We start from the raw sequence: 25,813 nt of genomic DNA on the forward strand, positions 1-25,813 counted from the left end.
TATGCTACCCGCATACTCTGTAGCCATGTGCACCTTTAATGGTGCTCTATTTTTACAGCAGCAGTTAGAAAGCATCGCTAAGCAAAGTCACCCACCTCATGAGTTAGTGGTGTGTGACGATGGCTCAAGCGATAACTCGTTGGCGCTGGTCAGGTTGTTTGCAAAAAATCACCCATCTATCAAGCTTAAATTAGTTGAAAACCCGGTAAACCTAGGGTTTATTAAGAACTTTGAGCAAGCGCTCAGCCTGTGTACCCAAGAGTATATATTGCTCAGCGATCAAGATGACTATTGGCTAAGCAATAGGGCCGAAGTACAGCTAACATACTTGGTGTCACACCCTAATAAACAGATGGTATTTAGTGACGCTTACCGCACCGACGAAGCGCTCAATATCATTCAGCCAGACTTATGGCAGTGTGTGCACTTCTCGTCTTTAAATCAGCAGCGTTTTAATCAACAACAAGCTTTATCGGTATTACTTCGACATAACGTGGTGACCGGCGCAACAGTGGCGCTCACTAAGCAGTTTGTAAAGCAGCAGTTGCCGCTAAATAGTGAATACCCTCACGATGCCTGGTTGGCCTTGAAAGCGGCACAAAATGATGCCATTGGTCTAATACCTGAAAGATTAATTAAATATCGGCAACATCAGCAAAATGCCTTGGGTGCTCAATACCAAAGTACGGCTACGAAGATTAAAAAAGCGCTAAAAGGCTATTGGCGTAATCAATTTCCACCTGAGTTTTTTATGCGTTTGAAAGCTTACCAAGCTTTGCTTGACTCAGCGCATTGCTCAAATGAACAGCGCGCATTAATCTTACAAGTAAGGTCATTTCAAGAGTTTCGCTTGTCGATCATTCAAGGAAAACAAGCCCGTTTAGCTGGCTTTAAATGCTTGGCGCACTATTGGCGGGCCAATTACTATCACTACTATGCAGCAGCAAGTAGCTCATTGCTTAAAGACATACTACGATTAAGCTTCAGTAAAACAAAGTACGCGGGGCAAGGCCAACAGTGAAAGTAGCACATATCATTAATCGTATTGATGGAAACGGTGTGACTAAAGCTGTGTTCAATTTATGTCAAGAACTTGGCTCGCGCGGTATTGAATCAGAAATCATTGTCGCAAAACCCACCGATATCTTGCCCCCTGAAGGGGTTAAAATTAGCAGCCTAAACAGTAAAGGTTTGCTTAACAATAATAATAAGAAAACCGATTTAGTTAGGCGAATAGCCAAGTATAGCGTTGGTGGCTTGGTATTTTACAAGTTAAAAGCCAAGCGGAAAAGTGCCGAGCTAGAGCAATTACTGCTAGAAAAAGACATCGACGTGGCTTTTTTACATTGTCATTATTCTAAAGTGCTTTACTCACAAGTCAGCCAAATGCCTTGCTACATGGTGCTGCACAATAAAAAAAGTTTGCAGCTCAAGGCCAAATGGTGGCTGCCGAGTAAGGTCAATATGATGGTGATGGCAAGGTCGATAAAAAACCGACCCAAGCTAGCGGTATCTAAGTCAGTTAAAAATGATATTCGGCGTCGGCTTAAAGTCACCGATAACATGATTGAAGTGATCCCCAATATTATTGATGCTGAAGATATTCGCCTAAAAGCGGGAGAGCAGTTGCTGCCTTTAGCGTTGCAATTGCAGCCCAATAACTATCTTATTGCCGTAGGGCGCTTAGATAAGCAAAAACGCTTTGATAGATTATTAAGAGCCTATGCACAAGCCAAGGTTACCCAGCCTTTAGTGATAGCGGGTGAAGGGCGTTTACGCAAACGACTTGAGCGTTTAGCTTATGTGCTAAATATTAGCGATAAGGTGCATTTTGTTGGGCATGTGAGCAATCCCTACCCATTAATACAACAAGCCAAAGCATTGTTACTAACTTCTGACTACGAAGGTTTACCAACAGTACTTATCGAAGCCTTATTGCTAAACACGCCGGTTATAGCTACCGCTTGCAGTGGCGTGAGAGAGGCGGTAAGAGGTGCCGTGGGCGCAACCATTGTGCCAATAAGAAATATGCCGTGTTTAGTGGCTGCGATAGTGAGCACTTGCCAACAAGAGCATGTGTTAGTGCATTCGCAAGAGATGGAAAAATGTTTTGCTAAAGAACAAGTGGCTGAGCGTTACCTACACCTGGTGAAGAATGTCAAAGCCCGTTAAATTAGTCCATGTTTTGCCACATCTAAAAATTGGTGGAGTGGAAAACGCTGCATTGTATTTGCTAAGCAACTTACCTGAGCAAATCGAGTATCACCTTGTGTGCTTAGAACAGGCGGAACAAGGCTTGGTAGACAGCTTACCTAAAGAGTTACTAGGCCAACGGCTGCACATTATCAATGGCAAGCGCTTTAGCCCCATCACTTACTTTAAAGCCTATAAGCTAATGGTTAAACTACAGCCAGAGTGGGCGATGTTTTCTTTGTGGCGTAGCCAACCGTTGTTATGGGTGATTAGCTTATTCACTGGCATCTCAACCGCGTTCATATTTCACAATAATCGGTTTAAGCATTGGCTGGATAAGCTGAGTAGTCAGTTGTCACTAAGGTTATCTGACAAAGTGTGTACAGATTCTGAAGCCAGCCAAGCCTTTATCATGCCGCTAACGCAGAAAAACGTCTCTATAATCCACCACTTTATACCGCAAGCAAAGGTGCCGGCAGAAAAACACCCAAAATCAATGGTCTTCATCGGGCGTGTTGCCGCTAATAAAGGCTTAAATACAGCCCTGCAACTACTTAGCTTAATGCGTAAGCTAGACAATGGCTGGCGCTTAGATATATACGGCCCCGATGAAGGGGCTAAAGCCGAACTTATCGCTTTGGGTGAGCAGTTAAGCTTGGGTGAACATGTGCAGTTTCATCCGGCGCTGTTACCTAATCAAGTACCCAGTACGCTAGCCAACTTTAGTTACTTAGTGTTGCCTTCAAAAAATGAAGGCATGGCGATGATCGTATTAGAAGCGATGCAGCAAGGGCTTATTCCGTTAGTTAGGCCGGTCGGCCAAATACCGTTTTACACCAAAAACCTGCAATCTGCCTTGTGGTTACCCAATGAAATCGATACCAGTTTTGCACTGCAGTTACAAAAGCTGGATAATAACCCTCAATTAAAGCAGGACATGCAAAACAACATGCAGCAAGAGTTAAGTGAGATGCCTTCAATTATTAGTGATGTTCTCTCTGAGTTTTCTCTTTCAATTTCGCAACGCAGCCATGCTCAGCGAGTCGCCGTTAAACCTGAAAAGGGTGTTGGTTAATGGCCACAGTATTAAAACGCAGCCGTTTAGCTGTGTGGAAAGATGTAATCTTTGCCATTTTTATTCGCGAGATTAGGAGTAAATTTAGCGACAAACTAGGTATCAGTTGGGCAGTGATCGAGCCAGTTGTATTTATATTTTTGTTGTCATCTATTCGCGGCTTAGTGTCAGGGGGGCATACGCATACCGTTCCTACCTTTGTGTTTATGTTTTATGGGATGACCTTGGTTCAACTATTTTTGACCACTGTTTCTGCGTCTTCGGGAGCCATTTTACGCAATCGTTCACTATTTGCCTTTAGACAAGTTCAACCGATTAGTGCAGTTATTGCTGCATCATTGTTCGAGTTATTAGTAAAAGCGGCTGTTTTCTTAGGTATTTACGGGCTCATGTATCTGATTGGTATTGAAGTGCGCCTAGATAATCCTCTTCTACTGATAACGGTAGTGTGTACTGTTTGGCTTTTTGCTACTGCATTCGGTATGATTTTTGGCCTTTTACGTTGTTTTGTCATCGAAGTGAGTAAGGTTGAAAACTTGATAATGAAACCGGTATTTTTTATATCGGGCGTGTTTTTTAGCCTGCAAGACATAAATTCTATTTATTGGCCATATTTAAACTGGAACCCAGTCTTAAATGGCATAGAATTAGCTCGCGATGCTGCCTATACGACTTTTGGGGCTAAAGGCGTAAGCTTAGATTATTTACTATTTGTTACCTTAACTGCGGTGTGTTTGTCTCTGTGTTGTTACAGAGTTTTGTGGAAGCGAGCAATTAGCCGATGATTCAACTGGAAAACGTAACAAAATATTACCCGTCAAAATTGGGTAATCAGTATATTTTGCAAAACGTGAATTTCGCCATTCCTGCTGGTCATAATATTGGCATATTGGGTGCTAATGGCGCAGGTAAATCTACCTTGTTTCGTTTGCTCGCGGGCAGTGAATATCCGAATAAAGGCCGAATAACCACCGACTTGAATATCTCCTGGCCAGTCGCCCTAGCAACGGGTATTCACCCTGAAATGAGTGGGCGCGAAAACGCGCGATTTATTGGCAGAGTGAACGGGGTTATGGATTTAGACGAATTTGAAAGAAAGGTACAGTCTTTTGCGGCTTTAGCTGTAAAATTTGACTTGCCAGTGAAAGGCTATTCTAGCGGCATGCGTTCGCGCTTAGCATTTGCTTGCTGTATTTCTATTGATTTTGATATCTATTTGATAGACGAAGCAACGTCGGTAGGTGATCCCAAGTTTAAAAGAAAGGCAAGAAGTGCCCTAATTCAACGAAGTGAGGAAGCCAACGTAATAATGGTGAGTCACGATTTGGATGAAATAAGACAGTTTTGTGATAGCGCTATTATTCTCAATGATGGCTCGCTAACGTTTTACAATGATTTAGAACAAGCGATAGAGCGATATAATAATTTATGAAAAACCAACTGACTAGCGCTAGCACTATCGAGCAGATAGAAACACAGTTCTTAGCGCTAAAGCAATCTACAGATAAAGATAAATGGAATGACGCTATTTATCTAAAGCAAATCGCGCGTGATATGGCAGAAACAAACATTGGTTTAGCTTATCGTATTATTCAACGAGCCAAGCTTTTAAAAGGCAACGGCCCTGAAATTATCGGGTTGCATCGTCGCTTCCGTGACGAGTTAAGTAAAAGTCATCCTGAGTTGCTAGAGCCCTTAACAACAGAAAATATCGTTTCAATCACGCCAGAAAACCCTATCCCCCCGCTTATTAGTGAATCACAAACTAGCGAGGATAAGTCAAAGTATCGGCTGAATAGTAAGTTGGCGCTATTGATTGGATTTATGAAACGGCCCATTGTGTTATTGGTGTTAATGCCTTGGATGCTGTTTGCCGTTTATCAGCTTGTTATTGCTAGCCCTCGTTATGAAAGTCAAATGCAGCTCATTGTGCAACAACCCGACAGCATGGCGACGATGGACGCATCAATGGCAATATTAAGTGGCTTAGGTGTCAGTAGTGGTAACAGCGATCCGCTGTTAGTTAAAGCCTACATTTATTCTAATGATATGTTGCAATATTTAGAATCTGAACTCGCCATTAAAGCCCATTATAGTAGCTCAGATATTGACTGGTTTAGCAAACTGTCTGATTCTTCCTCTCAAGAAGACGCCTTCAAGTATTTTCAGAATCAAGTACAAGTAGATATCGATGATGCGTCGCAAATCGTTACTGTGTACGTAAGAGCTTTTGACCCTCAATTTTCTCTGTCTTTGAGTCAAGCCATAGCGAATAGAGCTGAATGGTATATTAATTCTATCGGCCATCAATTGGCTAATGCCCAGCTTACCTTTATAGAGGGTGAGCACCAGCTAGTTGAAGAACGCTTACAGCAAGCAAAAAAACGCTTATTAGGCTTTCAGCAGCAATACAACTTACTTGATCCTGAGGCCGAGGGAATGGCATTGTCGCAAATCGCCTATGCTATTGAGGGGCAAATTGCGACTACTCATGCAGAGCTTCGAGCTCTTAAATCTACTATGAGCAGTCAAGCCCCGCAGGTTGTTATGGCCCAAGCTAAATTAGATGCTTTATATGAACAACTGATTATCGAAAGAGAGCGCCTTACCGAACAACGTAGTGGAGAGCTAAGTAGTACTAACCCTGAAGGTTTGTCGGTTAGCCAATTGTTAGCCAGATTTACCGACTATAAAGTAGATTTAGAGCTCGCTTTAACGGCATATACCTCGTCGCAGATATCTTTAGAAAAGTCTCGTATCGAAGCTTATCGCCAACTTAAATACCTTATTAGAGTAGAAACACCGATTAAGCCAGAAGAGAATAAATACCCAAATGTTAATTATAATTTAGCGCTCATGGCGGTTGTATTGTTGCTGCTGTTTGGTGTGGGTAAGATTATTCATGCAACAATTAAAGAACTCAACTAGCATCACCCGACACTAGTGCTTAGTGTTTAAGCTGGCGGTTTTTTAGTACTTTATATGAAAATTAACGATGGGTACTATGGATATTCTTATTCGTGGTATCTAGCTAAAAATTAAGGCGTACGAAGTGAAAAGAAAAGGAATTATATTAGCGGGCGGCTCCGGTAGCCGACTTTATCCGTTAACTAAAGTAATTAGTAAACAGCTTATGCCTGTCTATGACAAGCCAATGATCTATTACCCGATTTCTACTCTGATGTTAGCGGGCATAACGGACATCTTAATCATTGCTACGCCTGAAGAGTTACCGCGTTTTAAAGAGTTACTCGGTAGTGGCGAGCAATGGGGGCTAACCTTTTCTTATGTCGCTCAGCCTTCACCCGATGGCTTAGCACAAGCCTTTATTTTAGGTGAAGAGTTTTTAGCTGGCTCTCCAGCTTGCCTAGTATTAGGCGATAATATTTTTTACGGCAATGATTTGAGTGTGTCGCTTAAAAAAGCGAATCAACAAACCTCTGGTGCCAGCGTATTCGGTTACCATGTACACGACCCCGAACGTTACGGCGTGGTTGACTTTGATGACAACGGCAAAGCAGTATCTATAGAAGAAAAGCCAGCAGAACCTAAATCAAATTATGCGGTAACAGGCTTGTATTTTTATGATCAACATGTGGTAGAAATGGCGAAAACAATTAAACCATCACCACGGGGCGAGCTAGAAATTACCGATCTCAATAACCTTTACTTACAAAAAGGTGAATTAAGCGTAGAACTAATGGGGCGTGGAAGCGCTTGGTTAGACACGGGCACCCACGATTCTCTGCTCGAAGCTGCACACTTCATATCGGTATTAGAAAAACGTCAAGGTTTAAAGGTATGTTGCCCTGAAGAGATTGCCTACCGACAAGGGTTAATTAGTGCCGAACAATTACAAGCCTTAGCCAAACCCATGCTTAAAAATGGTTACGGGCAGTACTTAATGGCCTTAACTAAAAACAAAGTGTTTAGTTAATTTACCGCTTGAGTGTTGATAAGCCCAAGGGCAATATTTGCGAAGCCCGAAGCCCGAAGCCCGAAGCCCGAAGCCCGAAGCCCGAAGCTCGAAGCCCGAAGCTAAAGTGAGACAGCAATGAAATTTGTAGAAACAGCAATACCTGATGTAAAAATTATCGAACCTACCGTATTTGGTGACGACCGTGGTTTTTTTATGGAAACCTTTCGCCAAAGCTTATTTGAACAACACTGTACTAAGCAGCCGTTTGTGCAAGATAACCACTCTAAGTCTAAGCAAGGTATTTTGCGTGGTTTACATTACCAAACACAGCATACCCAGGGCAAATTGGTAAGAGTAGTGAGCGGTGAGGTGTTTGATGTAGCGGTAGACATTCGCGCTAATTCACCCACTTATGGGCAGTGGGTTGGGGTGTTATTATCAGCCGAAAACAAACGTCAATTATGGGTGCCAGCAGGCTTTGCCCACGGTTTTTATGTCACCAGTGAAGAAGCCGAGTTTGTGTATAAGTGCACCGACTACTATGCGCCAGAATTTGATGTATCCATTAAGTGGAACGATCCCGCTATAGGTATCAAGTGGCCGCTGGTGAATGGGCTGGCGCCATTAATATCAGAGAAAGATGAAAACGGCTTGGCTTTTGACCTAGCGCCAAAGTTGTAAAAACAATAATAGTTACCATGGCGTACTTGCGATAAAAGCATCGTCGCCATTTAAACCTCAAGGATACTCATGAAAGTACTCGTAACCGGCAAGGGCGGCCAACTGGCTTGGGAACTCGAACAAACAAAGCCTGCTAATGTCGAGTTAATAAGCTTAGGCTTAGAAGAGCTAGACATTACTCAGCAAGTGGCTGTGCAAGCGGCTATCGGTTTGCATAAACCCGACATTGTGATAAATGCAGCGGCCTATACGGCGGTAGACAAAGCAGAAGCGGACCAAGCTACCGCTTTTGCGGTTAATGAGTTAGGTGCCAAATATATAGCCCAAGCCTGCAAGCAGCAGGGGGCGTACTTGATGCATATATCTACCGACTTTGTATTCTCGGGCGATCAAACCACGCCTTATCAGGTGGATGATCAAACTAAGCCGATAAACGTTTATGGCGCATCTAAGTTAGCGGGCGATATCGCGGTAAACGAGGCCTTAGCCGAGCAAGCGCTAATAGTACGTACCGCCTGGGTGTATTCGGTAAACGGCAATAACTTTGTAAAAACCATGTTGCGTTTAATGGCGGATAAACCAGAGCTAGGTATTATTTATGACCAAGTGGGCACCCCTACTTGGGCCAAAGGCTTAGCTTTATGGTTATGGGCAATGGTAGCTAAGCAAGCTAGCAATAGCGTAGCAGCAGACCCTCAATGGCAAGATCGCACGCCTATCTATCATTGGACAGATGCAGGTGTAGCCTCATGGTATGATTTTGCAGTCGCTATTCAAGAGTTAGCCATAGAAAAAGGCCTGCTAGGTAAAGCGATACCCATTAAAGCTATTGCGGCAGCGGCTTACCCATTACCCGCTGCTCGCCCTGCGTTCAGTGTTATTGATAAACAAACTGCCGAGCAGGCATCCGGGCAAAACACGGTGCACTGGCGTCAGCAATTAAGCAGCATGATGGACCAGTTAGTTTAGCTGAAAGTACTAAGCACTAAGCCCTAAGTGATAGGCTTTTTACGTAAAGTTTTACACTTATAGCGATTAACTTTTGGTTTTATATATTTTAGAGGAAACAATGAGAAATTTATTAGTGACCGGTGGAGCCGGCTTTATCGGGGTTAATTTTGTCCATTATTGGTTAAGTAATAACCCTCAAGATAAAGTGGTAGTGCTTGATGCGCTAACGTATGCAGGTAATAAAGCTAGTCTCGAACCAGTAGCGGCCAACCCTAACTTTAGCTTTGTAAAAGGGGATATCTGCGATACCGAGTTAGTAGAAAAACTACTAAACCAACACCATATAGATACTTTAGTGCACTTTGCGGCTGAATCTCATGTTGACCGCTCTATTACTGGGCCAGATGCCTTTATTGAAACGAATATTATGGGTACCTATAGCTTATTAAAAGCCGCCAAAAAAGTATGGATAGATCAGCCCGCAATAGATGGTAAACCAGCTGTAGCTCACCGCTTTCACCATGTTAGTACAGACGAAGTATACGGAACATTAAGCCCTACTGATCCTGCATTTACCGAAGATACCGCTTATGCGCCTAACTCGCCGTATTCGGCCTCTAAAGCCGCCAGTGATCATTTGGTTCGCGCTTATCATCACACCTACGGATTACAGGTTACCACCTCTAATTGTTCAAATAACTACGGGCCTTATCATTTCCCTGAAAAGTTAATCCCGCTAATTATCACCAACATTTTGCAAGACAAACCTCTGCCAGTGTATGGCGACGGTCAACAAATTCGTGACTGGTTATACGTAGAAGATCATGCGCGCGGTATTGAACTTGTTCTAAACAAAGGCCGTGTTGGCGAAAACTACAACATCGGCGGCAATAACGAATGGGCCAATATCGATATTGTTAAATTAGTGTGTAAGCAGATGAATAACAAGTTTATTCAGCAACCTCAGCTGGCAGAACAATTCCCTTTAGCGAAACAGGTTTTACATGGTAAAGCAGAACAACTGATTACCTATGTTGAAGATCGCGCAGGACATGACCGCCGCTACGCCATTGATGCTACCAAAACCAATCATGAATTAGGTTACGAGCCTAAAGAATCTTTTGACAGTGGCTTTGCAAAAACCTTAGATTGGTATTTAAGCAACGAATCTTGGTGGAAGCCATTACTTTAATTCTATTTTTTTTCTATTTTTGTAGGTAATCATTATGAATATTACTCCGGTAATCATGGCGGGTGGTACGGGCAGCCGTTTATGGCCAATGTCTCGCGCATTGCATCCTAAGCAATTTTTAAAATTAACGAGCGACAATAGCATGTTGCAAGAAACGGTAAAGCGCACCGAAGCCTTTACTCAGCAAAGAAACATTGTGATTTGTAATGATGAACATCGGTTTTTGGCCGCAGAGCAGTTAAGAGAAGTGGGCCAACTTGGCCAAATTATATTAGAGCCGGTAGGGCGTAATACTGCTCCGGCAATCGCTTTAGCCGCTTTTCAACTACTTAAACACGATCCCGAATCGATGATGCTGGTGTTAGCCGCTGACCATGTGATTAAAAACCAAAGTGCTTTTGAAGAGAGTGTTGCTAAAGCCTACGTTGAAGCGCAAAACGGTAAAATGGTAACCTTTGGCATTGTCCCCAGACACCCAGAAACCGGTTATGGTTATATTAAACGAGGTCAAGAGACCACACATGGTTTTAATGTTGATCAGTTTGTAGAAAAACCGGATGCAAAAACAGCGCAAAGCTATCTAGATAATGGTAACTACTATTGGAACAGCGGGATGTTTTTGTTTAAAGCGTCGCGCTATTTGGAAGAATTGAACGAGCATAGACCTGACATATATAAAGCCTGTGAAGCTGCCATGGATATTGCCGTTTCAGACATGGACTTTGTCCGGGTCGACAATGACATCTTTTCAGCCTGCCCTTCAGAATCGATTGACTATGCTGTAATGGAAAAAACCACCAGTGCAGTGGTTATTCCTTTAGATGCTGACTGGAGCGATGTGGGTGAATGGTCTGCCTTATGGGACATATCGGACAAGGACTCAAATAGCAATGTTATGCGCGGTGATGTATTAACGCATAATTCTACAAACAGCTATTTTAATGCAGAACAAAAAATGATTGCTGCAGTAGGTGTAGACAACATCGTGGTTATTGAAACTAAAGATGCAGTGTTAGTGGCGAATAAAGACCAAGTACAAGATGTTAAAGCCATTGTAGAGCAATTAAAGGCCAGTAATAGAACCGAACATCATATTCACCGAGAGGTTTATCGCCCCTGGGGCAAGTATGACTCAATAGATTTTGGCAAACGCGACCAAGTGAAGCGTATCTCTGTAAAACCGGGTGAAAAACTCTCCATTCAAAAACACCATCATCGCGCCGAGCATTGGATCGTTGTATCCGGTACCGCTAGCGTAACCAATGGTGATAAAACTATCATTGTTACTGAAGACCAATCTACCTATATTCCTTTGGGTACTATCCATGCCTTGGAGAATCCCGGTAAAATAATGCTAGAAATGATTGAAGTACAAACCGGTAGCTATTTGGGTGAAGATGATATCGTTCGATTTGAAGACCGTTATGGCCGAATCAAAGGTTAAGATATGACAACTGAAAAAAGTATTACAGACAAAGTGCTGGGTGATAGTAACGTTGCTTTTGGTACCAGTGGTGCTCGTGGCTTAGTGACAGACTTTACGCCAGAAGTTTGTGCAGCATTTACTCATGCTTTTATTGACGTAATGCGCCAAGCCTATCAATTTGATACGATTGCTTTAGCTATTGATAATCGTCCAAGCAGTTATGCAATGGCTCAAGCTTGCGCAGCAGCAGCCAAGCAAGCAAATGTGAATGTTGTTTATTGCGGAGTTATTCCCACCCCTGCATTAGCGTATTCAGCTATGCAACAGCATATTCCGTCAATTATGGTGACGGGGAGTCATATACCATTTGACCGAAATGGCTTAAAGTTTTACCGACCAGACGGCGAAATTGGCAAACAGGACGAATCATCAATACTAACGGCGAAAGTACAGTTTGAACTGCTCGCTGACTTTGCCGAATTGCCGATTGATAATGATGCTACACAACAATACATTCAGCGTTATACCTCACTTTATTCGCAGAATGGGCAAACGGTAAAGCCATTGGCGGGTAAGCGCATTGGTATATATGAGCATTCTAGTGCGGGGCGAGATTTGTATCCTGACATTTTTACAGCGTTGGGTGCCGAAGTTATTTCTTTAGAACGAACCAATACCTTTGTTCCCATCGATACAGAAGCGGTAAGTGATGAAGACAAAGTTAAAGCGCGAAATTGGTCTGAACAATATGGTTTTGATGCGATTTTTTCAACAGATGGCGACGGTGACCGCCCACTAGTCTCAGATGAAAACGGTGAGTGGTTACGTGGCGATATTCTAGGTTTACTCTGTGCAGATGCGTTACAACTTGACGCACTTGCTGTGCCTGTAAGCTGTAATACAGCGATTGAATTAAGTGGCAAGTTTTCGCATGTGAGCAGAACTAAAATTGGCTCTCCATATGTTATCGCAGAATTTGATAATTTAGCCACAAAATATCAGCGTATTGCCGGTTTTGAAGCTAATGGTGGTTTTTTATTAGGTAGTGATATTGATATTAACAATACCGCGCTTAAAAGCTTACCCACTCGCGATGCTGTTCTTCCATTTATCGCGTTACTTATCGCTGCCGCCGATAACGGGATTGCTGCTTTAGTGGCAAATTTACCACAGCGTTTTACCGCCAGTGACCGTATTCAAAACTTTGCCACAGCCCGTAGTGTATCTATTTTGCAACAAGGTGCTAAAGATCCCCAAAGTTTGCTATCTCATTTGGGTTTTACTGATGTACTGGTTGACGGTATAGATACCACAGACGGATTAAGAGTGAATTTAACTAACGGCGATGTTATTCATTTACGCCCTTCTGGCAATGCCCCTGAGTTGCGTTGTTACGCTGAAGCAAGTAACGAACAAACGGCCTCCAAATATATAAAGCAAGCACTGCAAGAAGTACAAAAACTATAATTGAAAAAACATAGAGGCAATAAATCCTCTATGTTTTATTTCGCTTAGCAGAATAACCAAGGAATAATAATGACATTGTTCGTTTTTTGTGGACTGAATAAGGCCCAAAACCAACAAGCCCTGCAAGATTACTTAGGCAAAAATGATTCAATTAAATATCTCGGCGCTCAGCAGAGCGATTTGCAACTTCAAACGTGTGCTGAACAAATAGTTGCAGAAACCAATGACGCTTCCGCTACTGCCTACGCGTGCATCTTTCAAGGCGAGTTGAGCACACTGGCTAATGCGGCAAACATTTATCAACATTGCCACTTTATTCATTTTTATTCTGCGCCAGAGTTTTCATGTATTGATGAAGAGGCCACAAAGGCCTGGGTAGGGGCGAGTAATCAGCTTCTAGATGTACATTTTTCAAACTTACCGCGTTCAACACTGTTTAACCAACATCAGGTGTTTAACAATACTCAGCAGTGGGGCGATATTTTTAGCCGTTTGTTTAATGTGTCTTTAGCTCATTTTTCACAGACAAGCGAAAGCGATTTTGAAGAGCTAATGACAGTGCTCTCGTGTTGTATCCGAATATATAGCAACCAAGAAGTGCAGGCTTTGTACGAACAGCTTGAAAGCGCCTCATGTTCGCTTAACAAGGCATTTGAGCCAAGCATTAACGCTAGGCAGCAGAACTACCTAACCGAGTTGCAACAGCTAAACGCGCTATCGCAAATAAAAGCAACGAAGTATTCAGCTCAAATTGAGGATGTAGAGTCTAGTCGAAATGAGCTAAAGGCCGAAAATGAACTTGCACTACTTCAAATCCACCAGCTTCAAGAAGAGCTAGAGCAAACTTATCTTAAAGAGCGGGACACTCACCAGAAACTTGGCGAAGACAATTACCAGCTGAAACTGGCCGCTGAAGCTAAAGAAGGCGACCTGCAGGGTGAAGTTAAGCGCCTAGAGTCTCAAATGGCTAGCTTGGAAAGCGAAAGAGAGCTTGCACTTCTGCAAATTCATCAGCTTCAAGAAGAGTTAGAGCAAGCACATCACAATGCTAGTGGTGTCAGCCAGCAAGCCAATGCAGAGAGTGTAAAACTGCAAAAAAATGCTGAAGTAAAAATATCTGAGTTATCGACGGAAGTAGCTAAATTAGCGGCCAATAAACGAGAGCTTGAAGCTGAAAATGAATTGGCATTGCTACAAATTCATCAGTTGCAAGAAGAGCTAGAATTTTACTATGTAAAGTGCCAGCAAGGCGCAGTTTGGACAGCTTTAAAGGGCGTAAAACCTAAAATAGTTCCAAACCATTTACAGCAAAGCATGACTATTATGAAATTAGTGCACTGAAATAATGGTTTCGCTGTCTAACAAATATTTGGTGGTACTCGACCCTGGTTTAAGAGAGCTAGGCGGGCACCACCCCGCGTCGATTAAATCGATAGCACAGGCCTCGCAACATTTAACCGATTGTCGCTTATTAGTATATTGTCATCAGCAATGTCCGGCTGGGTTTGCTCAACAATTAGAGGCTGAGAACGTAGAAGTATTACCGGTGTTTAAAACCGACTTTTATCAGTATTTTTATCATCAGCCCTCACCGCAAGATCTATTAGCGTACATACAGCGATTAGCGCAAGAGTATTATGATGCGATATCTGATGCTGTTGGCAAATTACCCGAAGCTGAAAAAATCACTTTTTGGTGTCATACCGTAGACTGGCCACACGCGCAAGCTATTAGCTTAGCGCTTAGCTTGTTAGAAAAAAAATGGGGTAAACCTTGTTTTCTAGATAAGGTGAACATCAATATTTGCCTTATGTACCACCCTTATCGCCAGTTGGTTGAAAGTGAAACCGCGATTATCAAACAAAAGATGCGCTTTGAAATACCCCTGCGCAGACTGGTTCAGTTTCCTAATGTTGCCTTATATGGCGCTGATGCCGAAATTATAGGTGTTGCTCAAGGGCTTGCTGGTGGTGAGGTGGGCTTACAACCATGCTTGCTGCTAGGTGATTTAAGTCGAGACCAGGTTAAATGTATTGATAACGTAAATAAACAAATTATTTTGTATGTTGGCGATGCAAAAGAAAACAAGGGGTTTTGTGAGCTACCAACCATGGTAGAGGGCATATCACAACGATACCCCAATTGGCAGATAGTGATACAATACTCGATAAATAAAGAAGCGGTACACTTAGTGACGATAGACCAACACTTACAACTGTTGAATACTCAGCGCGCCAATCTAACACTTATACGCGGTTTTATAGAGCATAAGCAACTGATGCGCTTGTTTAAGGACAGCTCAATCATAGCATTTAACTATAGTAACGACGTGTACCAATACCAAAGCTCAGGTGTTCTTTGGCTAGCTGCTTACTTTAAATTACAGATTATTTGTTTCACTGATACTTGGGTCACTAGAGAAGCAAAACGGCTCGGCTTAGCGGTTATTAAGTGGGCATTAAATGACAGATATGTTGGCAGTGCTCCCCAAATGGTTTCTGAACCCAATGAGAACCCATACAGCATACAACTGTATACGCCATTATCTCAATGGCTAAAAAAATGTTTGGACGTTTAATATTGAATAGTTAACAAGTAAAGTTTTCTAAAAGTACCATGCCTCTAAGTGCAATGGGGTGAACATAAATGTATAATTTATTCCTGATATTTTTGAAGATAAATAGACGACACAAGGGCTTTAACCAAGGTTGATTATGACTGAACAGCAAATAAAAACCACGGAGAAATCAGCAGCGTTAGATGTAATTGTTCATTTGGGGGCGGGCAGTGGCCAAATGTTAGACAAATATCTATCAAGTGGTGCTAAGCAAATATATTTGTATGAAGGCAACCCTGATACTTATGACTCTTTGCTTACAAAGTGCAGTGCTTATTCTAATGTAACAGTGTTCAACCAAATTATTACGCCTAACCAAGAAGCGACGACCTTCACTTGTATTAAGCCTGCCCAATTCAGCGGCGTTGATACCTCGTGGCTTGACGGAACGTTTAATCAGGCCGCTGAAGATAAAAGAATCCCCGCTGAAAAATTTACTATTACACAGTTACTTGAACAACACCCTGAATTAACACAAGAGGCGGTTCAGGCTAAGTTAGTGATAGAACTCAATGGTATAGAGTGCCAATTGTTAGCCTGTTCAAGCCATGAGCAGCTGAGCAATTTTCAATCTATAGACTTGTATGTTTTTAAACAAAGCCCAAGCGCTGAATATGAAGAGCAAAAAAACTTAGTGTTAAGCGGCTTATCATATAGCGGTTTTACACTATCAAATTTAAAGCAAGGCCCCTTCTTCAATTTATATCAATATACAAAAAGCACCACGGAATTAAGCCTTGGCTCGGCTTTTATCCAATCTTTACAGTCATTTTTTAGTGAGCCTAAGCAAAAAGAATTTGCTGAATATCAGCAGCAAGTTATGGAACAGTTTACTGAATTAGCATCTGAAATTGACCAATTAGAATTGGGTAAGCAACAAACCCTAGAGCGCGCTACTACCTTAGAGCAAGAGTGCAAACAGTTAACGGTGAAACAGGCCGAGCACAGTAAAGAGAAAGCTGACCTAAACAAACGCCTAGAACAACTGCAAGCCAGTGCACAAAGCGACAAGGAAAATCTTGAATCTCAGGCATCAGCCTTAGAGGCTGACAAGCAACAAGCGATAGAGCGAAATACTCACTTGGTTAAAGAGTGCGAACAGCTAACGGCGAAGCAAGCCGAGCTCAGTAAAGAGAAAGTTGAACTAAACAAACGCCTAGAACAACTGCAAGCCAGTGGACAAAGCGAAAAGGAAAAGCTTCAATCTCAAGTATCAGCCTTAGAGGCTGACAAGCAACAAGCACTAGAAAAAAGCACTCGCTTAGTTAAAGAGTGCGAACAGTTAACGGCGAAGCAGGCCGAGCTCAGTAAAGAGAAAGCTGACCTAAACAAACGCCTAGAACAACTTCAAGCCAGTGCACAAAGCGACAAGGAAAAGCTTGAATCTCAGGTATCAGCCTTAGAGGCTGACAAGCAACAATCGATAGAGCGAAATACTCACTTGGCTAAAGAGTGTGAACAATTAACGGCGAAGCAGGCCGAGCTCAGTAAAGAGAAAGCTGACCTAAACAAACGCCTAGAACAACTGCAAGCCAGTGCACAAAGCGACAAGGAAAAGCTTGAATCTCAGGTATCAGCCTTAGAGGCTGACAAGCAACAAGCACTAGAACGCGTCACTACTGTAGAGCAAGAGTGCGAACAGATAACGTTGAAGCAAGCTGTGCTCAGTGATGAAAAAGCTCAATTGAGTAGGCTATTTGAAGAGCTCAAGGCCGAGAATATAGCGCAAGAAAAAGAGCAACAACGCCATAATAGTGATTTCGAACAGCTTAAAAGTAGCAGCAAAGCCAAAGAGTCTGAGTTGGTGTCTAAAGTCTCAAAAATTGAGGCTAATATAGCAAGCTTAACGGCTGAGCATAGTGAACTAAAAACCGAAAACGCTGAACTTACTCGCTCGAGCCGTTTAGGCCAAAAAATGCTGACCAAATCGCATATTGATCTTGAGCACTTAAGAGAGAAATATGCAGAGAAGTTAGATTCTGAAGCAAATTTAATCGACCTTATAAAAGAACTACGCGCCAAGTTAACTGTTGCCTCCCAGTACTATTACCAACTGCAACAAGAGCACCCTGAGTTAATGAATAATGACCACTCTGAAAATGAGTAAGGGGTGCTGTGATGAGTAATAACTTTAATAAGTTTAAACAGCAAATAGATCAAGCTTTAGCACTGGTAGAAAGCGCGGCGGGAGTAGATATACCGCAATTACCACAAGAAGCTAACGAGCAGTTTGTGGATACGCAATCTTTGCTTGAAAGGTGTGAGCTTGTTTGTAAACAACATGAAGATAAAAAGCCAACGATAAGAATTATTCATCACTTAGCGTGCAGTGGCGGTACCTTAATATCTAAATGTATATCAGCAATGCCTAATGTATATTTATTGAGTGAGGTACATCCTTTTACAGAGCTTGCTGTTGGGACAGGACAACCCAAATACGCACCATCGGATATAATATCTTTATCAAAATATGCTGGAATTCCTAAGCAAAAAAAATTGGCGGCCAAACTATTCAAAAGTGCGATTAGTGAAGTATACAGTCATGTCGAGAGTATGGGGGGCGTTTTAGTATTGAGAGACCATACTCATGCAGATTTTACTACTAATGAACCTATACCTGAAAAAAGTGCGCTGTTAGCATTGCTTGAAGATGATTACCAAATTAAATCAGTATTGACTTTGCGTAATCCAATTGATTCTTATGCGTCGTTAGTAAAAAACGGTTGGGTGCATTTTGAACCAAAAAGTTTTGACGAATATTGTCGGCGACTATTGTTGTTATTAGAGCAGTTTGAACCAGAAAAAATATTTAAATATGAAGATTTTTTAAACGAGCCACAAGAGCAGATGCAAGCAATAGCTAACGTATTAAATTTGCCGTTTGATGAAAGTTTTGAAGACGTGTTTAGTATGTTTAAAGTTACTGGTGATAGTGGCCGGAGCTCTGCTGTGATTGGCAGTAGAGAAAGTTTGGCGGGTGACAGCTTAATGGCCGAAGCTAAAGAGTCACTTTATTATAATAAGTTTTTAATAAAAATTGGTAAGTGCAATGAAAATATCGATCGTAACACCATCATTTAAGCGCCTTGATTATTTTGAGGCGACAATTGATAGCATAGTAAATCAAGAAGGTGATTTTGAGCTAGAATATATAGTTCAGGATGGTGGAGGGGATGAGAGAATCGCTAGCTTCTTAGAAAGAAAAGCGACACAGATTAAGTTGAAAAATAAAAAAGTAGACTTTAAATACTTTATTGAAAAGGATGATGGAATGTATTCTGCAATCAATAGAGCATTTGCGAGATCTACAGGTGATATCTTAGCATGGCTTAATACAGATGATATGTATCATCCATTTGCACTTTCTACGGTACATGAAGTTTTTTCAAAGAATGAAGATGTTGATTGGATAACAGGGATTCCTAACTCTTATAATATGAGAGGACAACGTGTCGGATTTGACTCTTTTCCCAATAGTTACTCAAGAAAGTTTATACGCGCGGGTTACTATGACGTTCAGAACCTTGATTGTGGCTTAAATTGGATACAACAAGAGTCGACTTTCTGGAGAAGAAGTCTGTGGAATAAGGCAGGTCCATTAAATGAAAATTTAAAATTAGCAGCAGATTTTCACTTATGGCAACGCTTTGCTAAATATACTGATTTGGTAAAAGTATATTCTTTCCTTGGAGGCTTTAGAAATCATGATAATCAACTAACAAATGCCCCAGAAAAATATAAATCAGAGATGCCAATTGTACATGTGCCAGCCGGCCTTAGAGAGCTAAAAATGGCTCTAGACACAGAGCATAATGCGAAGGAGAAATATCTAGCATTTAGTGATGAGAGTATGCAGCGTCTTACTGAACGCTTTGGTCTACTTCGCAAAGATTTATGCGGTAGAATTGTAAAATGGTCTCATGAAAAAAATGAGTGGCAAGTATTTTGGGAAGTCATTCAATGAGTAAGCTAGTTAGTTCCTTTAAATATGTGACGTTTGACCTTTTCGATACGTTGATTGTGCGCCGATACCTTAAGCCTGCTAAGGTTTTTTCTGTAATGGAGAAGGAAGCATCTTTGGCTGGTATGAGTAGCGAAGGATTCGCTAAAAGAAGAATTGATGCAGAGTTCAAAGCTAGAGAAGTTCACCACTTCAACAAAGAAGTAACCTTTGATGAAATATATTTACACAATGAGCTTAGTTCAAACTACTCACCCGAACAATTAACTTGGTTTCGTAATAAAGAGCTTGAGTTAGAGCGAAATTCAATTTTTTCCAACTCGAAAGCTGTTAAACAACTAGATGAACTGAGGGATAAAGGGGCTGTAATAGTCTTTATTACCGATATCTATCTTCCTGAAAGCTTCATTAAAGAAACGATTGAGCGTTTAGGTATATTTAAACCTCAAGATAAGCTTTATGTATCTTCTAGCATAGGAGTGATGAAATCGAATGGAGAGTTGTTCAAACATGTCTTCGCAGATTTAGGTGCAAAGCCAACAGATTTTGCTCATTATGGAGATAACTTTAATAGTGATGTTGAACAGCCAGCAAAGTTAGGCATGACGTCCTTTCACTTTAAAGATACTTTTGCTACTAGGTACGAAAGCAATAATGAACAATCCGAGTCAGTGGAAATGTTACTCGGCGTTAGTCGTTGCAATCGTCTGGCTTATTCTTATGATGATGCTAACCAACAAGCTATACATGAGGTGACTTCTAATGTGTCAGCGCCTCTTATGTTCAATTTTACGCTTTGGACTATTCAGCAAGCATTAGCTAAGGGGATTAAAACCATTTTTTATTTTGCTCGAGATGGTCAAATATTATTCAACATGGCGAGTAAAATAATTGATAAGTTTTACAAAGGCAAAATTGAAGCTAAGTACCTTTATGTGTCGAGGCAGGCCTTACTATTTCCTGCTCTAAAAAGCTCAGTGGAGGAGGGCTTTGATTGGATTTTTGCTCCAACTTCCTTGTTGAGCGCAGATATAGTCTTAAAACGGATTAACTTTACAAGCGACGAGTTTAGAAATGAATTAAGGGCCTGTGGGTTAACCGACACTCATTCTCATCTAACCGAGCGTCAGCGAGATAAATTAAGAGATTTTCTAATACTGCACAATGAGTTGATTATTGAACGCGCTGAAGAATTTCGAGATAACTTAATTGGTTATCTTACCCAAGAAAGTTTTTTTAATGCAAAAAATGTCTCAATTGTTGATATTGGCTGGGGAGGGACACTTCAATATTCTATTTCTAAAATTGCTACGGAATTAAATAAAGAAGTCAACCTTCATGGCCATTACTTCGGTGTCAGAAAAAGAAAAGTTTACAAGATTTCAGACACTATGTCGGCTTGGTTTACTGATCACGATGATGAGATTAACCTGCTAGATAGACAGGCTTATATTGTTCCGATGACAGAGCTTTTTACAATGGCTGATCACGGCGGGGCAAACTTTTACAAAAACAATGGTGAAAAATTTATTCCGGTATTGCGAGAAAAAAATAATAACGTAGGTCTTCGCTGGGGAGTTAAAGTACAACACGCCTCTATGATGTCCTTTACCAATATGTTATTGGATGTTGTCCAATACGAACAATTAGCTAGCTTCCCTACAGATAATATCACTTTACTAGAGGAAAACTACCGTCGCTTCTTTTTAGCGCCTACGAAAGCAGAAGCTATCGCGTATTGTTCGTACAATGACTCCGAAGACCAATCAGAGTCTTACTACAGGTTAATGGGAAGGCCATATACTTATACAGAGCTTAAGGAATACTTTTCAAATGATTTTATGCACCATCATAATGAATGGCGGCAGGGCTCGTTAAAATTAACAAGTCAACCCCTTGTTAATTTTGTATTCAAGCGATTTCAACAGGTTTCTTCAGTATGAAAATTTCAGTAGTAAATAAATGGGATATTGGTGGAGGAGCTGCTCGTGCGGCTTGGAGACTAGCATCCAAGCTAAAGCAAAGTCATGACTTAATTTATTATGTTAATGTCAAAGAGTCGAATTTTGATTATGTGCATTTAGTTGATCAATTTATCGGTAAAGAAGAAGAAGAAGGACTTTGTCAATGGAAAAAAATTGATGAAAATAGAACAGACGTCTCTAGCACTTATTTTAGCTGTAGTCTTGTTACGTTAGATGATGAAGTTATAGCCGAAATCTGCGCTAGCGATGTAATAAATTTACATTGGATAGAAAAATTCATATCACCAGATACGCTAACAAAATTAGCGAATTCTGGTAAGCCTATTGTATGGACATTACATGATGAAAGACCTTTCACTGGAGGCTGTCATTATACAAATGGGTGTTACGAATTTTCGACAAACACTTGTCGAAACTGTATTCAGTTAAAAGATAACAGCCACCGGCTAGCACACAAAGTATTAAAAGATAAAATTACAGCCTTAAAAAATGCAGATCTTACGATCGTAACACCAAGTAAATGGCTTGGTGAGCAAGCAAAGAAAAGTGAATTATTTGGTAAGCATAGGGTTGAAGTGATACCAAACTCTTTAGAGATTGATATTTATAAGCCAACGGATAAAACTTTAGCGAAAAAGCAATTAGGTATTGACCCAAGCGAGTTTGTTATTTTATTTGGTGCTCAAAGTGCCAAAGAAAAGCGCAAAGGTTTTGATGAGCTTGTAAAAGCTACAGAATATTTCGACAAAATGAGACAAGAATTGAGTGCGAGGCCTGTTCGAATATTGACCTTTGGAGAGGCCGCCGTTGAAGATTGGGAGATCTCCACTCCTATCCAAAGCCTAGGCACAATCAGTGAAGATGAGAAGCTAGCGTTAGTGTATAGCGCTGCTGATGTGTTTGTTATTCCATCCAAAGAAGATAACCTCCCTAACACTATTTTAGAGTCCATGGCATGTGGAACGCCAGTGATTGGTTTTAATATAGGAGGCGTCGGTGATTTGGTAAGAAATAATGAAACCGGGTTTTTAGTTCCCATCATTTCTTCAGTCGGATTAGCGCATGCAATGTTGAACTCGTTAGTAGATGAAAGTCATCTCAATAAACTTTCAGCATATTGCGTCGATTTCGCTAGAATTGGTTACAATCAAAATGTTCAATCAAGAAATTATATTAAACTGTTTCATGAATTGCTTGCTTAGAAGATAATAGTTACTAGGAAATATTAATGAATAAAGTTATTGAAATATCCTCTTACCCTAAATGTGGTAATACATGGCTGAGATATATCATTGGCCAAATTTTTATGTTAGATCCTAATAAGGAAATACCTGACGTTCATCAACATAATTATAGAACTAAGGAGATTATGAAATCAGCGGTTTTAAAATACGATAGTTATTCGTTTTACAAGTCACATGTATTAGATAATCCTAATATGAAATGTGATAAGGTAGTGTTGATATATCGAAATCCACTGGATGTATTTTTCTCTAGTATGAACTATTTTCATTTGCATAAAATGACTGAGCAGTTTAAAGGTGGGATTGTTAAAAATGTAGATGAGCTAGTCTCCGCAGGAGAACTTGATTACTACTTTAATAAGTTTTGTGATGATGTTGGTAGCGGATATTTTAGTTCGATGTTAGGTGAAAGATCAAATTATAAAAAGTATCTACAAGATGCGTTCAATAATGACAAAGTCGTTTCGATACGTTATGAGGACTTAGTGGATGAACCGGTCGTAACGGTAAGAAATCTGTTGAACAAGTTGATGCCAAATGAAGCAATTGAATTAGACTTGGACATTTTTGTTGAAGTGGATGAAAAAACAAAATTTAGTAATAATTCTTTTTTCTGGAAGGCGAAAAAGAATACCCACCTAGACTATCTTTCAAAAGAACAAGTTGAATACTTCTATTCTAAAAATGGTTACTTTAATTCCTTAGGTTACGAATAGGAAAGGTCATTTGTTATTTTGTCAGTTGCTTCTTTGGAGGGTTTTTGTAAGGTTTTTTATCTTTAAACCCTTAAATTCAACGTTGTATCGTATTTTCTTTAAGGTAGCTGTGTTTTGAGGTTGAATTCGAGAATCAGGTTTTTATATTATTGAGTTGGAATAAGAATGAAAAAAGCACTTATCACCGGTGTAACCGGTCAAGACGGCTCTTATTTAGCCGAGTTTTTACTAGAAAAGGGTTATGAAGTACATGGCATTAAACGCCGCGCATCATTGTTTAACACCGCGCGAGTAGATCATATTTACCAAGACGTGCATGAAGAAAACCCGCGTTTCTTTTTGCATTATGGTGATTTAACCGACAGTTCAAACTTAACCCGTATTTTAAAAGAAGTTGAGCCAGATGAAGTATACAACTTAGGCGCACAGTCGCATGTTGCGGTATCATTTGAGGCACCAGAGTATACTGCAGATGTAGATGCCATGGGCACTTTGCGTTTGTTGGAGGCTATTCGCTTTTTAGGCTTAGAGAAAAAGACTAAGTTTTATCAAGCGTCGACTTCTGAGCTTTACGGTGAAGTGCAAGAGATCCCCCAAACTGAGACCACGCCATTTCACCCGCGCTCACCTTATGCAGTGGCTAAAATGTATGCTTATTGGATAGTGGTTAACTATCGCGAGTCTTATGGCATGCACGCCTGTAACGGTATTTTGTTTAACCATGAGTCACCACGCCGTGGTGAAACCTTTGTTACCCGTAAAATCACCCGTGCTATTGCCAATATCTCGCAGGGTTTAGAGCCTTGTTTGTATTTAGGTAATATGGATGCACTCCGTGATTGGGGCCATGCTAAAGATTACGTGCGCATGCAATGGATGATGCTTCAGCAAGATGTAGCCGAAGATTTTGTTATTGCCACGGGCAAACAAATTTCGGTGCGTGAATTTGTGCGCATGTCTGCCGCAGAAGCCGGCATCCAGTTGGAATTTAGCGGCGAAGGTGTAGATGAAATCGCGACTGTTGTGGCTATTTCGGGTAACGATGCGCCTGGTGTTAAGGTTGGCGATGTAATTGTAAAAGTTGACCCTCGCTATTTCCGCCCTGCAGAGGTAGAAACCTTATTGGGTAACCCAGCGAAAGCCAAAGCAAAATTGGGCTGGGTACCAGAGATTACCGTTGAAGAAATGTGTGCTGAAATGGTTGCCTATGATTTAAGTAAAGCTAAGCAACATGCCTTGCTTGAACAGCACGGTTTTGATGTTTCTGTAGCGAAAGAATAAATTTTACTCTTGGTTTGCTAAAAGCCCTAATCCTTGGGCTTTTTTATCTTGGGGAATGTTATGAAAGATACCGAAGTGGGTAGTATTGCCTCAGAACGTAAAGGCAGTGGTCCAAAGTCTTGGGCGGAGAGTTATTGGCATGTGGAAAATGCCACCGAATACCCACAGCTTAATCGAGTATTTGAAGATGTTAACAATTGTATAAAGGAGTATGTGGTTACTGGGCATACTCCAACTAAGCCTTTGTTAAACAATAATAGTAATGTTGTTACTATCGGCTCTTGTTTTGCTGCTGAACTAAGGCATTTCCTAACTTCAGCGGGATTGTCCTCAAATAGCTTTTGGATTCCCTCGGGCCTTAATAATACTTTCGCCTTGAGAGATTTTTTGAACTGGGTTATTACTGGTGAAGAAACGTCAAAAGGCTATCGCTACGAGCGAAATCTTGATGGTGTTGTTAGTGACTGGACGCCTGAATATGAGCGTGGTTTCTATCTGAGTCAGTTTAAATCGGCTTCCGCATTTGTCTTTACTTTGGGCTTAGCTGAAATTTGGGAAGACAGCCTAACCAATAAAGTGTTTTGGCGCGGCATCCCTGAATCTGTTTTCGAAAAAGGAAGGCATAACTTTAGGTTATCTAGTGTTTCAGAAAATACCGAAAACATTAACGCCATTATCAAATTGTTACAGCTGGTGAATAAAGATGCCCCTGTTATTTTAACTTTATCCCCTGTGCCTCTTAAAGCATCATTTCAGGGACAATCATGTGTTACTGCCGATTGTGTTTCTAAATCTACGCTAAGAGTAGCGTTACATGAAGCTTTGGCTACGGCCCCAGATAATACGTTTTATTGGCCATCATTTGAAATAGTAAAGTGGCTTGGCTGTCATCTACCTTATCCAGTATACGGTACTGATGACTCTGTGGTTCGTCATGTATCTAGGTATATGGTTTTGCAAATACTTAAAGCGTTTACTGAGACTTATTATGGTAAGGAAATTAGCGCTAAAGTGTTCAGCGATTTTTCGTCAACGCTTGAAGAGTTCGAGGGTAAAGAGGGCGAGCCTCCCATGATATATAAAGGTACGGTCACCTCAGGTTAGT

Annotated in this window: 22 protein-coding genes; all 22 read left to right on the forward strand. The window is 41.0% G+C overall.

Going from position 1 to position 25,813, the window contains the following annotated elements:
* Window position 1 precedes the first annotated feature (1 nt).
* The 22 genes from M0C34_RS07230 (at window position 2) to M0C34_RS07335 (ending at window position 25,812) form a co-directional block, all read left to right on the forward strand.
* Window positions 2-1,021 (forward strand): glycosyltransferase family 2 protein, encoded by a 1,020-nt coding sequence (locus tag M0C34_RS07230; protein WP_248714960.1) that lies wholly within the window; start codon window positions 2-4, stop codon window positions 1,019-1,021.
* Window positions 1,018-2,172: a glycosyltransferase gene (locus M0C34_RS07235; protein ID WP_248714961.1), complete on the forward strand. Its 1,155-nt coding sequence runs from the start codon at window positions 1,018-1,020 to the stop codon at window positions 2,170-2,172. Before M0C34_RS07230 ends, M0C34_RS07235 begins: the two co-directional genes overlap by 4 nt.
* Window positions 2,156-3,268, forward strand: a complete 1,113-nt coding sequence (locus M0C34_RS07240; RefSeq protein ID WP_248714962.1) for a glycosyltransferase family 4 protein — start codon at window positions 2,156-2,158, stop codon at window positions 3,266-3,268. Before M0C34_RS07235 ends, M0C34_RS07240 begins: the two co-directional genes overlap by 17 nt.
* On the forward strand, window positions 3,268-4,053 hold the full coding sequence (locus tag M0C34_RS07245) for an ABC transporter permease (RefSeq protein ID WP_248714963.1): 786 nt from the start codon (window positions 3,268-3,270) through the stop codon (window positions 4,051-4,053). The genes M0C34_RS07240 and M0C34_RS07245 overlap by 1 nt, the downstream gene beginning before the upstream one ends.
* On the forward strand, window positions 4,050-4,700 hold the full coding sequence (locus tag M0C34_RS07250; RefSeq protein ID WP_248714964.1) for an ABC transporter ATP-binding protein: 651 nt from the start codon (window positions 4,050-4,052) through the stop codon (window positions 4,698-4,700). Before M0C34_RS07245 ends, M0C34_RS07250 begins: the two co-directional genes overlap by 4 nt.
* On the forward strand, window positions 4,697-6,196 hold the full coding sequence (locus M0C34_RS07255; protein WP_248714965.1) for a KpsE/RkpR family capsule polysaccharide export protein: 1,500 nt from the start codon (window positions 4,697-4,699) through the stop codon (window positions 6,194-6,196). Before M0C34_RS07250 ends, M0C34_RS07255 begins: the two co-directional genes overlap by 4 nt.
* A gap of 124 nt (window positions 6,197-6,320) precedes the next feature.
* Window positions 6,321-7,205, forward strand: coding sequence for a glucose-1-phosphate thymidylyltransferase RfbA (gene rfbA, locus M0C34_RS07260; RefSeq protein WP_248714966.1), 885 nt, complete (start codon window positions 6,321-6,323; stop codon window positions 7,203-7,205).
* Between the two features lie 117 nt (window positions 7,206-7,322).
* Window positions 7,323-7,868, forward strand: coding sequence for a dTDP-4-dehydrorhamnose 3,5-epimerase (gene rfbC, locus M0C34_RS07265; RefSeq protein WP_248714967.1), 546 nt, complete (start codon window positions 7,323-7,325; stop codon window positions 7,866-7,868).
* Window positions 7,869-7,937: 69 nt separating this feature from the next.
* Window positions 7,938-8,837, forward strand: coding sequence for a dTDP-4-dehydrorhamnose reductase (gene rfbD, locus M0C34_RS07270; protein ID WP_248714968.1), 900 nt, complete (start codon window positions 7,938-7,940; stop codon window positions 8,835-8,837).
* Between the two features lie 100 nt (window positions 8,838-8,937).
* Window positions 8,938-10,011, forward strand: coding sequence for a dTDP-glucose 4,6-dehydratase (rfbB, locus tag M0C34_RS07275; RefSeq protein ID WP_248714969.1), 1,074 nt, complete (start codon window positions 8,938-8,940; stop codon window positions 10,009-10,011).
* A gap of 34 nt (window positions 10,012-10,045) precedes the next feature.
* Complete coding sequence (locus tag M0C34_RS07280) at window positions 10,046-11,455, forward strand: mannose-1-phosphate guanylyltransferase/mannose-6-phosphate isomerase (protein WP_248714970.1); 1,410 nt, start codon at window positions 10,046-10,048, stop codon at window positions 11,453-11,455.
* A 3-nt stretch (window positions 11,456-11,458) separates the two neighbouring features.
* Window positions 11,459-12,904 (forward strand): phosphomannomutase, encoded by a 1,446-nt coding sequence (locus tag M0C34_RS07285; protein ID WP_248714971.1) that lies wholly within the window; start codon window positions 11,459-11,461, stop codon window positions 12,902-12,904.
* A 69-nt stretch (window positions 12,905-12,973) separates the two neighbouring features.
* A complete protein-coding gene (locus M0C34_RS07290; protein ID WP_248714972.1) occupies window positions 12,974-14,245 on the forward strand; it encodes a coiled-coil domain-containing protein in 1,272 nt (423 codons plus the stop codon).
* A 4-nt stretch (window positions 14,246-14,249) separates the two neighbouring features.
* Window positions 14,250-15,482 carry a hypothetical protein gene (locus M0C34_RS07295; RefSeq protein ID WP_248714973.1) on the forward strand — a complete coding sequence of 411 codons (1,233 nt, stop codon included), beginning with the start codon at window positions 14,250-14,252 and terminating at the stop codon, window positions 15,480-15,482.
* 136 nt (window positions 15,483-15,618) lie between these two features.
* Window positions 15,619-17,628: a coiled-coil domain-containing protein gene (locus M0C34_RS07300; protein WP_248714974.1), complete on the forward strand. Its 2,010-nt coding sequence runs from the start codon at window positions 15,619-15,621 to the stop codon at window positions 17,626-17,628.
* An 11-nt stretch (window positions 17,629-17,639) separates the two neighbouring features.
* Entirely contained in the window at window positions 17,640-18,602 is a 963-nt protein-coding gene (locus M0C34_RS07305; RefSeq protein ID WP_248714975.1) for a sulfotransferase family protein, read from the forward strand.
* Complete coding sequence (locus M0C34_RS07310) at window positions 18,571-19,485, forward strand: glycosyltransferase (RefSeq protein ID WP_248714976.1); 915 nt, start codon at window positions 18,571-18,573, stop codon at window positions 19,483-19,485. Before M0C34_RS07305 ends, M0C34_RS07310 begins: the two co-directional genes overlap by 32 nt.
* On the forward strand, window positions 19,482-21,425 hold the full coding sequence (locus M0C34_RS07315; RefSeq protein ID WP_248714977.1) for an HAD family hydrolase: 1,944 nt from the start codon (window positions 19,482-19,484) through the stop codon (window positions 21,423-21,425). Before M0C34_RS07310 ends, M0C34_RS07315 begins: the two co-directional genes overlap by 4 nt.
* Window positions 21,422-22,669: a glycosyltransferase gene (locus tag M0C34_RS07320; RefSeq protein ID WP_248714978.1), complete on the forward strand. Its 1,248-nt coding sequence runs from the start codon at window positions 21,422-21,424 to the stop codon at window positions 22,667-22,669. Before M0C34_RS07315 ends, M0C34_RS07320 begins: the two co-directional genes overlap by 4 nt.
* Before the next feature lie 26 nt (window positions 22,670-22,695).
* On the forward strand, window positions 22,696-23,427 hold the full coding sequence (locus M0C34_RS07325; RefSeq protein ID WP_248714979.1) for a sulfotransferase domain-containing protein: 732 nt from the start codon (window positions 22,696-22,698) through the stop codon (window positions 23,425-23,427).
* A 165-nt stretch (window positions 23,428-23,592) separates the two neighbouring features.
* Window positions 23,593-24,708, forward strand: coding sequence for a GDP-mannose 4,6-dehydratase (gene gmd / locus M0C34_RS07330; protein WP_248714980.1), 1,116 nt, complete (start codon window positions 23,593-23,595; stop codon window positions 24,706-24,708).
* 60 nt (window positions 24,709-24,768) lie between these two features.
* The gene (locus tag M0C34_RS07335) at window positions 24,769-25,812 is read left to right on the forward strand and encodes a GSCFA domain-containing protein (protein WP_248714981.1); all 1,044 of its coding nucleotides are present in this window, start codon (window positions 24,769-24,771) and stop codon (window positions 25,810-25,812) included.
* The last annotated feature ends 1 nt before the right edge of the window (window position 25,813 follow it).

It is taken from the genome of Agarivorans sp. TSD2052 (genome assembly GCF_023238625.1).
GTDB lineage: Bacteria > Pseudomonadota > Gammaproteobacteria > Enterobacterales > Celerinatantimonadaceae > Agarivorans.